Origin of the sequence: Allobosea psychrotolerans (assembly GCF_002917105.1) — a bacterium.
In the GTDB taxonomy this organism is placed as follows: Bacteria; Pseudomonadota; Alphaproteobacteria; order Rhizobiales; family Beijerinckiaceae; genus Allobosea; species Allobosea psychrotolerans.
Window position 1 is genome coordinate 25980 of the sequence record NZ_PQFZ01000018.1, and the last position, 14494, is coordinate 40473.

6 protein-coding genes are annotated in these 14494 nt (G+C 67.2%); all 6 read left to right on the plus strand.

All coding sequences use genetic code 11. The annotated features are described in order from the left end of the window. The first annotated feature begins 121 nt into the window (after window positions 1–121). The 6 genes from CYD53_RS23520 to CYD53_RS23545 all read left to right on the plus strand — a co-directional run bounded on the left by CYD53_RS23520 (window position 122) and on the right by CYD53_RS23545 (window position 14488). Window positions 122–1471: a polysaccharide biosynthesis/export family protein gene (locus CYD53_RS23520; RefSeq protein ID WP_103720523.1), complete on the plus strand. Its 1350-nt coding sequence runs from the start codon at window positions 122–124 to the stop codon at window positions 1469–1471. 32 nt (window positions 1472–1503) lie between these two features. Continuing rightward, entirely contained in the window at window positions 1504–2928 is a 1425-nt protein-coding gene (locus CYD53_RS23525; RefSeq protein WP_103720524.1) for a mannose-1-phosphate guanylyltransferase/mannose-6-phosphate isomerase, read from the plus strand. A gap of 122 nt (window positions 2929–3050) precedes the next feature. Further along, window positions 3051–3500 carry a hypothetical protein gene (locus tag CYD53_RS23530; RefSeq protein ID WP_146055988.1) on the plus strand — a complete coding sequence of 150 codons (450 nt, stop codon included), beginning with the start codon at window positions 3051–3053 and terminating at the stop codon, window positions 3498–3500. Window positions 3501–3512: 12 nt separating this feature from the next. Then, window positions 3513–4352: a methyltransferase, TIGR04325 family gene (locus CYD53_RS23535; RefSeq protein WP_181011993.1), complete on the plus strand. Its 840-nt coding sequence runs from the start codon at window positions 3513–3515 to the stop codon at window positions 4350–4352. A 169-nt stretch (window positions 4353–4521) separates the two neighbouring features. After that, window positions 4522–6555, plus strand: a complete 2034-nt coding sequence (locus tag CYD53_RS23540) for an amino acid adenylation domain-containing protein (protein WP_210202416.1) — start codon at window positions 4522–4524, stop codon at window positions 6553–6555. Beyond that, entirely contained in the window at window positions 6548–14488 is a 7941-nt protein-coding gene (locus CYD53_RS23545; protein ID WP_103720528.1) for a hybrid non-ribosomal peptide synthetase/type I polyketide synthase, read from the plus strand. The genes CYD53_RS23540 and CYD53_RS23545 overlap by 8 nt, the downstream gene beginning before the upstream one ends. The last annotated feature ends 6 nt before the right edge of the window (window positions 14489–14494 follow it).

Consider the following 14494-nt stretch of genomic DNA (forward strand, 5'->3'; position numbering starts at 1 on the left):
AATCCTGTGGCGACGCGGCTTGGCCTGAATGGCAACGCGGAAAGCGGGCCTAGTCCTGACATCCTGACGCCCCCGGCATCCCATCCTGAGATTTGCCTGGGCAGGACGGTCGGAGCTGACCTTGCACGCCTCAACTGATCAACAGCACCCTCGTCCCACATACGGAACTCCTGCCCATCTCGGCAGGTCGGGACAAGGCAGCCTGCGGTATTCCCTCCTGGCGCTGCTCGCCTTCCTGTTGTTCACGGGGCCAAGCGTCCTCGCGGGGCCAAGCGCCTCGGCTGCAGAACGCGAAGCGGCCGAAACGCTCGCGATCGGCGACAAGGTCACGATCTCTGTCTTCGGCCAGTCGGATCTTTCCGGCGACTTCGTGCTCGATGGCGCAGGCGCGGTGAACATGCCGCTCGCCGGACGCGTCCGGATCGGCGGGCTGACCGCGCCCGAAGCGGAGGCGCGCATCCGCAGTGCGCTCATGGACGGCTATCTTCGCGATGCCGTCGTCAGCCTGCGGATCGCCGAACTGAGGCCCGTCTACGTCATGGGCGAGGTTCGCTCGCCGGGAACCTATCCTTTCCGGCACGGACTCAGCGTTCTGGGGGCCATAGCGCTGGCCGGCGGCTACCGCGTCGGCGACGAGTCGCTCAATGTGCTCAGGTCCGAGCTCCTGCTTGCCGACGAGCGCGAGCAGCTGCTCGGCGCATCGCTCCAGACGCTGATGGCGAGACGTCTCCGGCTGGAGGCCGAGCGTGACGGCGTGAAGCAGCTCGCGCCCCTCTCTTCGCGGACGTCGGGCAGCGCCCAGATCATGGCGGGCGAGCAGGAAATCCTCGACTTCCAACATCGCGCGCGCGAGGGCGAGCGCGAATTGCTGAGCCAGCAAGTCGCACGGCTCGCATCCGAAAGGACCGCTTTGACGGAGCAGGCTGAATTGGCCAAGCGTCAGGTCGATCTGACACAAGAGCAGTCGTCCGAGTACAACAAGCTCGCCGCGACCGGCAATGCGCTGCGAACCGTTCAGGTCGAGCGCGAGCGCGAATATGCCCGCACGCGCAGCGAGGCCGCCCGCATCAAGGCCGAACTCGCCAAGAACGAAACAGCGCTGGGCGAGCTGACGCTCCGGCTGAGGGAGCTCGACACGAGCTATATGCGCCGCGTCGTCCTCGAGCTCCAGGAAACACGGCAGAAGATACTGGAGGTCGAGCGCAGCATCCCGACCGCGCGCGAAATCGCCGAGAGCCGGCGCCGCAGGCTGGCTTCCAGTGAGGGGTCGAGCACCGCAACCGACTGGGACCTCCGGATCACGCGACAGACCGGCCTCGCACCGGCGACGATCCAGGCGAGTTTCGAAACCGCCCTGCAGCCGGGTGACATCATCCAGATCACTCCGAAGCGGGAGGCGATCGAAAGCAAACGATCTGAAGAGACTCAGACAGGCATTCGCTCACTCACGGGCCTTGCCAGCCGGCAATGACCCGGTCGCTGCCCCCGCCGAGAGGATCCCAGATGCCTTCGAAGATACGTCCGATCATCATGTGCGGCGGTGCCGGGACAAGGCTATGGCCGACATCCCGCAACTCTTTCCCGAAGCAGTTCGCCATGCTCTTCGGTGAGCGCTCGACGTTCCAGGACACCGTCCTGCGGCTGCGCCACAAGCTGTTCGAGCGACCGATCATCCTGACCAACCACACGCATCGCGTCCTGGCGGAGAAGCAGCTCGCGGAGATAAACGCCTCGGCCGATATCGTGCTGGAGCCCGAGCGGCGCGATTCCGGGCCTGCCATCCTTGCCGGTTGCATGGTTGCGGCAAGCCTAGACAGTGCAAGCCAACACGCGGACACCCCCGTCCTGGTGGTCGCCTCCGACCATGTCGTGACCGATCCGGCCGCCTTCCGGAGCGCCGTCGCGAACGGCCTTTCCGCCGCCCGAGCCGGGCGCCTCGTCACGTTCGGGATTACGGCGCGCCATCCCTGCACGGAATATGGCTGGATCGAGCCCGGGGTTGTCCTCGAGGGCGAAGCCCGGCGCGTCGAACGCTTCGCCGAGAAACCTGACGGACACCGTGCCGCGGAATACCTCCTCAAAGGCTGGCTCTGGAACTCGGGCAACTTCCTGTTCGGCGCCAAGACGCTGATCGAGGAATATCGCTCCTTCGAACCGGCGACGGTGAAGGCGGTCGAAGCCGCTCTCGCGAACGGACGAGACGAGGATGGCGCCTTCGCGCTGGCCCCGGCCGATTTCGTGAAGGCTGATAAACGTTCGATCGATTTCGCCGTCATGGAGCGCACGGAACGAGCCGCTGTCGTCGCCACCTCGTGCGGCTGGTCCGACGTCGGGAACTGGGACGCTCTGTGGGCCTTGAGCGACCATGATGGCAGCGGGAATGCCCGCCGCGGCAATGTCGAGCTGTTCGACGCGCATAATTGTCTGGTCTCGACGGACGGGCCGATGACCTCCGTCCTTGGCGTGGAAGATCTCATCATCGTCGCGAGCCGGGATGCCGTTCTTGTCGCCGACCGCAACCGCGCGGCGGAGGTCAAGCAGGTCGTCGAGCTCTTGCGCAGCAAGGGCTGCAGCCAGGCCGAGACGCATGCGAGCGTTCATTGTGCCTGGGGCTCCTATCAGATCGTCGATTCCGGCGAGGGTTTCCAGGTCAAGCGGCTCGTCGTCGCTCCCCAGGGACGCTTGTCGCTGCAGAAGCATCGCTTCCGATCCGAACACTGGGTGGTGGTGCGCGGCACAGCCACCGTGACCATCGATGAGACGATCGGCCATTTCGGCAGGAGCGAGCACATTTTCATTCCGCTGGGTGCTCCGCATCAGCTGGAGAACAGCGGTCTCGAGCCGCTTGAGCTCATTGGCGTCCAGAACGGAAGCTATCTCGGCGAAGACGACGTCATCCGTATCGAACCCGCCCAACATTGGGGCTGACGATGAGACGCCGAACCGAAGCGATGATCCGGCAGCGGGTCTAGAAGCCAGCGCCGACGCTGGCCGCGATCCCGCGGCGGGCAATTGAAAACGCATTTCGACACAGGGAAATGGAGGCGCCCTTGGCAACTTCGGAGAGGCCTGCCCAGCAAAACCGCGACGGCGAGCGCTCCCACACGGGCTTGCCGGCGGTCCAGCATTCGAGCTTTGCGAAACATTGGCTGGCGGTCGATGAAGGCGGCGCCGAGCTGATGACGGCGGCGTTCGGCGCGCCCGCCAGGCAAACGCAGCGACGGATTGCGCCTGTTTCCATTTCCCCTGATCGGTCGGCGGTCCAGCCTGCGCCGCAAACGCGCCCCCTCGCACCGAAACCCAGCCGTATGCGGGCAACGGTGGTGCTGTTCCTCCTCGCTTTGACGCTTCTTTTTGCGGAGCCTGCAATGCGCCTGTTCGCTCGCGCCATCACGATGCGAGCGGACGCAGCTGGATCGGCCGCGATCTTCGCTCGACGCCAAGCGGAGTCCTTCATTTTCGACATTCGCCAGGTCTCGGCGCGCAGGATCGGAGTGTGACGGATGACGGCGATGGCCGCCTGGAATCAAAGGCTGCTCCTGGCGGCGCGCTGGATTCCAGCCGGCACGGAGATGCGCCGCTGGCTCTACCAGAGCCGCTTTCGAGCCGGGAAATACCATTGCGGCTATAGCGGCGTGTATGAGAGCTTCGAGGCCGCCAGCCGCGCGCTCCCGCCAGGTCTCGCCGGTTTCGACCATGACGCGATGGCGGACATCGACCACTACACCACTACGGCAGGCGGCTTCGAGCCAATGCCCGCGACCGAATACCCGGTCCTGTTCTGGTTGCGCGAAGCCCTGGACGAAGGCGCCCGGACGCTCCTCGACCTCGGCGGCTATGTCGGCCACGCCTTCCGCCAGTACGACCGCTATCTGGCCTTCCCCGAGGATTTTCGCTGGACCGTTTTCGATGTCCCCCGGATCACGCAGGCAGGCCGGGCGCTTGCCGGCAAGGAAGCCGCCCAGCGCCTGCGCTTCACCGACGCCGTCGACGAAGGCTGCGGGATGGATATCCTGCTCGCGGCGGGCTCGCTGCAATACCTGTCCGAGCACTATCTTCAAGACAGGCTGAAGGTTTGGGCGGATCGCCCGCGGCACGTCATCGTGCAACGGACCCCGCTGCACGCGCGACGCTCCTTCGTGACGATCCAATCCGTGATCACGCGAGCACGGCAAGTGGCGTTTTGTCCCTATAGCGTGGCGCAACGCGCCGGGTTCATCGACGGTATGCTCGCGCTCGGCTACCAGCTCATGGATTCATGGGAGAAACCGCGCAGCCTGGACGTACCGTTTCATCCGGAATGCCATGTCGAGACCTATTCAGGACTCTATTTCCGGCTGAAGGCCTCTTGAAACGGCAGAGCCCGCCCCACTTCCGAGCATTCATTCTTCTGCAGAAACATGCCCGATGGGAAACATCGGATGCAGCCCGGTTGCGCGGAGCGCACTGGCTTATGGGAAGATGGTGTTACTCCAACTGCTCCCATTTTGTCGCGCGGTGTTGGCGCATAGCCTTCCCGTCATGACCCAGATCCTCAAAAAAACCGCCTCCTGCCGCACGCAGGATCGCAACCGGGCGCAAGCCCTGGCCGTAGCCGCCGACAAGGCGGCCGTTCCGGCCGAAGCGCCGCCGTCCGACGGGGCCGCGAGCGCTGCAGCCCCAGTCGAGGCCGAGACCCTCGTCAGCCTGTTCTGCGCCCGAGCAGCCGCACAGCCGCACCATGTCGCGCTGTCCTTCGGCTCGGCCAGCCTGTCCTATGCAGAGCTCGACAAGCGTGCCGATCGGCTGGCTGATCGGCTGGCCGCCATGGGTGCCAAGCCTGGCGCCATCGTCGGGCTCTGCCTTCCACGCTCGCTCGAATTGATCGTGGCGCTGCTCGCCATACTGAAGAGCGGCGCCGCCTATCTGCCGCTCGATCCCGCCTATCCCGGCGAGCGCCTCGCTTTCATGGTCGAGGACGCCGATGCCTCCATCATCGTCGCGACGTCCGATTGTGCCGGCTGGCTGCCGCGCGGTCGGCAGCGGCTCGATCCGCATGATCACGCAGACGCCGATATGGCAAGGCATCCGCTGCCCAGACAACTGCCGGCGGCCGGCGATCTCGCCTATGTGATCTATACCTCCGGCTCGACCGGGCGCCCGAAAGGCGTCGCCGTCGAGCACGCCGCCGTCACGCGGCTGTTCACTGCGACGCAAGCCTGGTTCGCCTTCCGGCCAGGCGATGTCTGGACCCTGTTCCATTCCGTATCGTTCGATTTCTCCGTCTGGGAGATCTGGGGAGCCCTCCTCTATGGCGGGCGCCTCGTGATCGTGCCGGAAGGCACGACGCGCGACCCCGCTGCCTTCCTGCGGCTCCTCGCCGACGAAGGCGTCACGGTTCTCAACCAGACGCCCTCCGCTTTTGCAGCCCTCGACCAAGCCGACCGCGACCGTTCGGGGCGCGATCGGCTCGCGCTGAGGCTCGTGATCTTCGGCGGCGAGGCCTTGGACCCCAGGCGCCTGGCCGGCTGGTACGAACGGCGCGGCGAGCATGCGCGGCTCGTCAACATGTACGGGATCACCGAGACCACGGTTCACGTCACCTATCGTCCCTTGTCACCGGCCGAAACCACGCGGCGCTCGAGCCTGATCGGCCGGGCGATTCCAGACCTCGACATTCTGCTGCTCGACGGCGACACCATGCTGCCGGTTCCGACGGGCGAGATCGGGGAGATCTTCGTCGCCGGAGCGGGGCTGGCCCGCGGCTATCTGAACCGGCCCGACCTCACCTCCGCGCGCTTCGTGCCGCACCCTCACCGGCCAGGCGCCCGGCTCTACCGCTCGGGTGACCTAGCCCGCCAGATCAGCGAGAGCGAATACGAGTATCTCGGTCGGGCCGACCAGCAGATCAAGATCCGCGGCTTCCGTGTCGAACTCGGGGAGATTGAGACGGCGCTCCTGTCGTATCCCACGATCAGGCAGGCTGCGGTGCTGCTGCGTGCCGATGGCGGCGGGCATGATCGCCTCATCGGCTACCTCGTGACGGAGGGCTGCGAACGTCCCTCGCCTGCCGCGCTGAAGGCCCATCTCGCCTCGATCCTGCCCGATCACATGGTGCCGGCGGCGTTCGTCTTCGTGCCGCATCTCCCGCTGACGGTGAACGGCAAGCTCGATCGGGCGGCGTTGCCCGAGCCGGACCGGTCGCGGCCGGATACAGCCGCACCCTATTGCGCGCCGCGCAGCGCGCTGGAGCGGCGTCTCGCAGCGATCGTCGCCGATGTCCTCCGGATCGACCTTGTCGGCATCGACGATAATTTCTTCGATCTTGGTGGCAATTCGCTGCTGATCGCCGAACTCCACCGGCGCCTTGCCCATGAACTCCCTCAAGACATGGCGGGCGTCGGCCTGATCGATCTCTACCGCCGCCCGAACCTGCGCGCCCTGGCCGGCCATCTGACGCCCGCGAGCCACGGCACGCTCGGCTCCCTTGCCGCGGCACGCGAACGCGGGATGCGTTCACGCGGGCTGACGACCTCCACGCTCGGCGCCGCGCCGGCTGGCGGTTCCCATGAGTGACCCCCTGCCCAGCGGCGCCATCGCGATCATCGGCATGGCCGGTCGCTTTCCCGGCGCGGCCACGATCGGATCGTTCTGGCAGAACCTCCTGGACGGGGTGGAATCGATCACCCGGATCGACCCCGCCGCATTGGAGGACAGTTTCGATGCGGCGACGCGCGCGCTCCCGAATTATGTCCCGGCCCGCCCCCTCCTCGAGGGCGTCGAGCTGTTCGACGCTCCTTTCTTCGGCATGCTGCCGCGCGAGGCCTCCATCACCGACCCGCAGCAGCGCCTGCTGCTGGAATGCGCCTGGGAGGCGCTCGAGGATGCAGGCTACGATCCCGCCAGGCCCGGCCAATGCATCGGCGTCTTCGCAGGCGCGACATCCACCACCTACCTGCTGCACAACCTGTTCCAGGACCGCGCCGCCATTGCCGACTACACGTCGAACTTCCAGATCGGCAACCTTGGGATGCTGGTCGGCTCCGCCTCGGATTTCACCGCGACGCGCATCGGCTACAAGCTCGGTCTCACCGGCCCTTGCGTCGCGGTCCAATCCGCCTGTTCGACCTCGCTATTGGCCGTCGCCCAGGCCGTCCAGAGCCTGCTCAACCACGGCTGCGACATGGCCCTGGCGGGTGGCGTCTCGATCACCTTCCCGCAACGGCGGGGCTATCTCGCCCAGGAGGGCGGCATGGTCTCGACGGACGGCCATTGCCGCGCTTTCGACAGTGGTGCCAACGGCACGGTCTTCGGCAGCGGCGCCGGCCTCGTTGCGCTGAAAAGGCTGGAGGATGCCGTCGCCGATCGCGATCACATCTACGCCGTCATCCGCGGCGTCGGCCTCAACAATGACGGCGCCGGCAAGGTCGGCTTCACCGCGCCCAGCGTCGACGGCCAGGCGGCTGCGATCATCATGGCCCACGCCGCTGCCGATATCGAGGCGCGCTCCATCGGCTATGTCGAGTGTCACGGAACCGGCACACCGATGGGGGATCCGATCGAGGTCGCCGGGCTGACCGCAGCCTTCCGCCTGACGACCGAGGATCGCGGCTTCTGCGCGCTGGGCTCCGTCAAATCCAATATCGGCCATCTCGATGCGGCAGCCGGTGTCACAGGCCTGATCAAGGCCACGCTCGCAGTGGCCAACGGAACGCTGCCGGCGAGCCTGCACGTCACGCAGCCGAACCCCGCTCTCGACCTGCCGAACAGCCCGTTCTTCATCGCCGATCGCCTGCAGGGCTGGCCCGCTGGGGAGGGACCGCGCCGTGCGGGTGTCAGCGCCTTCGGCGTCGGCGGGACCAATGTCCACCTCGTGCTGGAGCAGGCGCCCGCGACCGAAGTGGAGGCACCGGCCCGCAACAGCCAGATCCTGACGGTCTCGGCCCGAAGCGCAGTCGCCCTCGGCCAGGCGCGGGACCGGCTCGCGGAGCATCTCGACGCGCACCCCGAACAGAATCTCGCCGATATCGCCTTCACCTTGCAGACGGGACGGCGCCATTTCGCCCATCGCATCGCCGCGGCCGGCAGCAGTCATCGCGAGGCCGCCCAAGCGCTGCGCAAGCAGAATACTGCGCGCGTGGCTGCCGTAACCGGCGCGAGCGACCTCATCTTCATGTTTCCCGGACAGGGGTCGCAATACCCCCAGATGGCGCGCGAGCTCTACGCCGGAGAGCCGGTCTATCGCCGGACGGTCGATCTCTGCTGTGAGATCCTGAAGCCCCGGCTCGATCTCGACCTGCTCAGCCTGCTCTATCCGAGCAATGGCGGCGTCGATCCCGAGCGCCTCTCGGCAACCGTGCTCGCCCAGCCCGCGATCTTCACGGTCGAATATGCTCTCGCACAGCTCCTGACGAGCTGGGGCCTGCGTCCGGCCGCGATGATCGGCCACAGCGTCGGCGAGTTCGCCGCGGCCTGCCTCGCCGGCGTCTTCTCGCTCGAGGATGCCCTGTCGCTCGTCGCGACGCGCGGCCGCATGATGCAGGACCTGCCGGGCGGGGCGATGCTGGCCGTGCGCCTGCCCGATGCCGAGATTGCGGCGCTGGCGCGCCACGGCGTCTCGGTGGCGGCGGTCAACGCTCCCGGCATGAGCGTGCTCGCCGGCCCGTTCGAGGCGATCGAGGCGCTGGAAGCGGAGCTTGCTCGGCGCGCGGTGACGCATCGCCGGCTGCAGACCTCGCATGCCTTCCACTCCGGCATGATCGACCCGTTGATCGAGCCGTTCACCGAAGCGGTCGCGGCCATCCGCCTCAATCCGCCCGAGCTGCCCTATGTCTCGGCGGTGAGCGGCGATTGGATCACCGCCGAACAGGCGACCGATCCGTCCTATTGGGCCAGGCATGCCCGCGAGCCTGTCCGCTTCGCCGACGGTATCGCCACCCTGGTGCGCGAGCTGTCTCCCGTGCTGCTCGAGGTCGGCCCCGGCGCGGCGCTGGCGAGCTTCGCACTGCAAGGGGCCGGCGCGGGCCGGGCCGCCATCTCTTGCCTGCCGGCGATGCAGGACGATGCCGGAGAGATGCTCGCGACGGCCCTCGGGCGCCTCTGGTGTGCCGGCATCGCGCCGGACTGGGCTGCCTATCACGGCGAAGGCAGCCGCAGGCGCGTCTCCCTGCCGACCTATCCTTTCGAGCGCAGCCGGCACTGGGTCGAGGCTCCCGCAGCCTCCACCGCCAGCGCGCCGGCCATACCCGTCATTGCCCCCGACACTCCTCATCAAGGTCAACCCGATCAGGAACCGGCCATGAACCGCCATGCTGATGTCGACCTCATCCCGGACCGCTCAGGCCTCGCTGCTCGCGTCGCCGCCGTCTTCGAGAACCTGTCGGGCCGGCCCTTCAGCGAAGCCGAGACCGGCGCGAGCTTCCTTGAGCTCGGCTTCGACTCCCTGCTGCTGACGCAGGCTGCCCAAAGCCTGCAGACGACGTTCGGCGTGCAGATCCGCTTTCGGCAGCTTCTCGACGATCTTCCAAGCGTCGACGAGGTGGCGCGCCATATCGCCGAGGTTCGCCCGCAGGAAATGACGAAGTCTGAAATCGTCCCGCCGGTCGCCGCGAAGACCGCGCCATCACCTGCCTCATCCCTTGCCCCGCCTCCTGCCCCGCCCACAGCCGCCATCGGCGTCGACCGGCCGGGCAGCTCGGCTTTCGACGCGCTGATGCGCGAGCAGCTCGACGTGATGTCGCGCTTGATGGAGCATCAATTGCAGCTCTTGAGCGGCCAGGCGGCGTCGCCGGCCACCGCGAAGACCGCGCCGCCCCTCCAGGCTCCGCCGGCGATTGCGCCCGCTCCCGCGGCGCCGAATGTGGCGGCTGCGGCCGGCCCAGCCACACGGTTCCGGCCGCTGATCCGGACAGGCAATGAGGCGCTCACGGAGGCACAGCGCGCGCATATCGCCCGGCTGACGGCGCTCTATGTCGGCAGGACCCCGAATTCGAAGCGGCTCGCGGACCAGCATCGCCCGATGCTGGCCGACCCTCGCACCGTCTCGGGCTTCGCCGCGGACTGGAAGGAGATGGTCTATCCGATCGTCGCCGCACGGGCGAAGGGCGCCCGGATCTGGGATGTCGACGGCAACGCCTATATCGACCTCGTCAACGGCTACGGCCAGACGGCCTTCGGCCACGCGCCGGATTTCGTCGTCGAGGCGGTTCAGGCCCAGCTTGCCGAAGGCTTTGCCATCGGGCCGCAATCGCCGCTCGCACACGAGGCCTCCAGGCTGTTTTGCGAGCTTACCGGCCATGCCCGCGTCGCCTTCTGCAATACCGGCTCCGAAGCCGTGATGGCTGCGATGCGCGTTGCCCGCACCGTGACCGGCCGCGATCGCATCGTCGCTTTCGCCGGCGCCTATCATGGCCAGTTCGACGAGGTTCTGGTCCGGGGCGTCGGCGCGGGCGAGCAGCGCCGCTCCGTGCCCGCCGCACCAGGTATCCCGGCAGAGGCCGTCGGCCGCATGACCGTGCTGGACTACGGCACGGATGAAAGCCTCGCCTGGCTCCGCGAGCACGCTCATGAGCTTGCCGCCGTTCTCGTCGAACCCGTGCAGAGCCGGCGGCCCGGATACCTGCCTGCCGCCTTCCTCAAGGAGTTGCGCGAGATCACCGAACAGGCTGGCACGGCTCTCGTCTTCGACGAGGTCGTGACCGGATTCAGGGTCCATCCGGCCGGTGTGCAGGCGCTGCTCGGGATCCGCCCTGATCTCGCCACCTATGGAAAGGTCGTGGGCGGCGGCCTGCCCGTGGGCCTGCTGGCGGGAACACCCCGCTTCATGGATGCCCTTGATGGCGGCGCCTGGCGCTTCGGCGACGACAGCGCGCCCGAGATAGGCGTGACCTTCTTCGCGGGAACCTTCGTCAGGCATCCGCTCGTCCTGGCGGCGACCGTCGCCGTACTGAAGCATGTCAGGGACAAGGGGCCAGCGCTCACGGAGGCGCTGACCAGCCGCATGCGCGATCTGGCCGAAGAGCTGAAGCGCGCCTTCGCGGAAGTCGGTTGGGACGTCCCGATCGAAAGCTATGGCAGCGTGCTCTATTTCGAGCCGGGCCGCGACCACAGGCTGGGCAGCCTGCTGCATTATCATCTGCGAGCCCGCGGCATTTTTATCCAGGAACACTATCCCTGCTTCCTGACGACGCAGCATGGCGATGTCGAAATCGCCGCGATCGTCCAGGCTTTCCGCGAAAGCCTCCAGCTCATGCGGCAGGACGGAGTGTTGCCTGGCAGCGCTGTCGAAGGCCGCGCGGCGGAGATTTCCGCCGCGCCTTCCGAGACCAGACTTCCTCTGACGGAGGCACAGACGGAAATCTGGCTTTCGGCTCAGACGAGTGCGGAGGCCAGTGCCGCCTTCAACGAGTCCGTCAGCCTGACGCTTCAAGGCGAGATCGACGCGCCTCGTCTCGCGGAGGCGGTCAGGCAGGTCGCCGCCCGGCACACGATCCTGCATGCCAGGTTTTCTGCGGATGGCGAGACGATGCAGATCGCGCCATCGGGCAACTTTCCGGTCGCCATGAGCGATCTGCGCGGCGAGCCCGACCCGCAAGAGACCCTGCGTGCTACGATCGAAGCCTATGCCAGCCGACCCTATGATCTCGTGCAGGGCCCGGTAGCGGAAGCCGAGATCATCCGGCTCGCCGATGACCGGCATGTGCTGATCCTGTCGGCACACCACATCGTCTGCGATGGCTGGTCGACGAATGTCCTGCTCGACGAGATCGCCACGGCCTATCGCTCCGGCCCCGACAGCCTCAAGGCCCCGATGCCGTTCGCAGAATATGCCAAGCTGATGCGCCAGGACCCGCGCGTCAATGAGGCGGGAACATACTGGGCCGGGATGTTCTCCGACATCCCCGCCCCGCTCGAATTGCCGACGGACCGGCCGCGGCAAGTGCCGCGCAGCTTCCTCGGCGGCACGCGCACGAGCTTCATCGAGGCCGAGCTTTATCGCAATGTGAAGGCAGCTGGGGCGCAGCGCCGGCGAACCCTGTTCGCCACGCTCTTCGCCGCCTTCCAGGTCCTGCTGCTGCGGCTCTCGGGCGGGCGTGACCTTGTCGTGGGCGTTCCCGCCGCTGGGCAGTCGCTGCTGGACGGCCCCTCGCCTGTCGGCCATTGCGTCAACTTCCTGCCGATCCGAAGCGCCATCGATCCGGCAGAGCCGTTCTCGGCCCATCTCGACAAGGTCGGGCGCATCATTCTCGACGCCTACGACCATCAAAGCTTCACGCTCGGCGCGCTTCTGAAGCGGCTGCGCATCCCGCCCGTCTCGGGCCGGCTCCCATTGGTCGAGGTGCAGTTCAATCTCGAGCGCCTGGCGGGCAATCTCGACTTCGGGCCCGGCGTCAGCGCCAGCGCGGAGCCGAACCCCAAATCGTTCTCCACCTTCGACATCTACTTCAACATCGGAGAATCCGACGACGGGCTGCGGATCGACTGCTGCTACGGCGCCGATCTCTTCGATGCCGCCACCATCGACCGTTGGCTGGGGCATTACCGCACGCTGCTGGCGGCGATCGCGGCCAATCCCGACACGACCATCGCCGCGCTGCCGCTGATCGAAGGCGGAGAACGCCAGCGTCTGGTCTCGGATCTGAACGACACGCAGGTCGCCTTCGAGGTCGAGGCGGGCACCGTGGCGGCCTTCGAGCAGCACGCCCAGCAGCAGCCCGACGCCATAGCCGTGTCGTTCGGCGATGAGCAGCTGTCCTACGCCGGGCTCAACGCCTGGGCGGACCGAATCGCGGCCGAACTCATGGCCCGGATCGAGACGCCCGAGAGCCGCGTCGGGCTCCTGATCGCGCGGTCCCCGGCGCTCATTGCCGCGATGCTGGGCGCGCTGAAGGCTGGCTTCCCCTATGTGCCGCTCGACCCGATGATGCCCAGCGCACGGATCCAGATGATCCTGAGGGACTCGGAGGCCGTCGCGCTGCTGACCGCCGGGCCGCTGGATCCGGCCGTCCTCGAGCTCGACGAAGGCGTCATCCCGATCGATGTCGAGCAGACCGATCGCACGCTCGCCGGCATCAGGACGGCGCCGGTTTCAGGCGCTCACCTTGCCTATGTGATCTACACCTCCGGCTCCACCGGAGCGCCGAAGGGCGTCGAGGTCACGCATGGCGGCTTGTCGAACCTGCTGTTTGCGATGGCGCACGAGCCGGGCTTTGCCAGCACCGACACCATCCTCGCCGTCACCACGGTGACGTTCGATATCGCGGCGCTGGAATTGCTGCTGCCGCTGATCCGGGGCGGCCGGGTCGCCATCGCGACCGCCGAGGAGGCGAAAGACGGAATGGAGCTTCTGGCGCGACTGGAACAGAGCGGCGCCACCGTTCTGCAGGCGACACCGATGACGTGGCGGCTCCTGCTGGAGGCCGGATTCCGCTCGCGCCCGGGCTTCCGCATGCTTTGCGGCGGTGAGGCCTTGCCGCTTGAGCTCGCCCGCAAGCTTCTCGAAGGCGGCGGTGAGCTGTGGAACATGTACGGACCGACCGAGACCACCATCTGGTCTTCGGTCGCTCGCATCCACCCCGATGACGACGTCATCACCATCGGCCTGCCGATCGCCAACACGCAGTTCTACATCGTCGATGACAATGACCAGCCCGTCGGAGTCGGCATTCCCGGCGAACTGCTGATCGCGGGCGCAGGCCTGGCGCGCGGCTATGCCAGCAACCCAAGGCTCACGGCGAAGAGCTTCATCGCCAACCCGGTCGATCCCAGCACCTGCGCCAGGGCCTACCGCACCGGCGACCGCGCCAAATACCTCGCCAATGGCCGCATCCAGCATCTGGGACGCCTCGACCATCAGGTGAAGCTGCGCGGTTTCCGGATCGAACCCGGGGAAGTCGAGGCTGTCCTCGCGCGCAAGACCGGCCTCGTCTCGGCTGTGATCCTGCGCGAGGATGTCCCCAACGAGCCGCGGCTGGTCTGCTACTACGTCACCGGCGCGGAAAGCCCACCATCCACCGAGTTGCGGGCTATGCTGGCGCAGGAGCTGCCGGATTACATGGTGCCGACGGCCTGGGTCGGCCTGCCGGCGCTGCCACTCAACTCCAGCGGAAAGCTCGATCGCGCCGCGCTTCCCGCGCCCGACGCCGAGGTCGTGGCGCCGCGGGCCGACAAGGCCATGCCCCGCACCCACGTCGAGGACATCCTGGTCCGCATCTGGTGCGACGTGCTGCGACGCGAGGATATCGGCGTCGACGACGATCTGTTCGACCTCGGCGCCGATTCCCTCAGCATTTTCCAGATCACCGGGCGGGCGCGACGCGAGGGGCTGAAGCTCGCGGCCCGCGACTTCTTCCGGAACCGGACGATCGCCAGCGTCGCTGCATCGCTTCCCGACGAAGGCTTCACCGAACCGGCCCCCGCGCCGACATTCTGGAAGCGGCCATGGCGGCAATCGCGCGACGCCGCGGAGCCAGGCGAACCAGGCGCCGTCGCACAGCGCGAGAGGGGGTGAACAACC

What these genes read in the sequence shown, in the direction of transcription:
- CYD53_RS23525 (WP_103720524.1), top strand. Translation starts at nt 1,504, where the DNA reads ATGCCTTCGAAGATACGTCCGATCATCATGTGCGGCGGTGCCGGGACA.
- CYD53_RS23535 (WP_181011993.1), top strand. Translation starts at nt 3,513, where the DNA reads ATGGCCGCCTGGAATCAAAGGCTGCTCCTGGCGGCGCGCTGGATTCCA.
- CYD53_RS23540 (WP_210202416.1), top strand. Translation starts at nt 4,522, where the DNA reads ATGACCCAGATCCTCAAAAAAACCGCCTCCTGCCGCACGCAGGATCGC.
- CYD53_RS23545 (WP_103720528.1), top strand. Translation starts at nt 6,548, where the DNA reads ATGAGTGACCCCCTGCCCAGCGGCGCCATCGCGATCATCGGCATGGCC.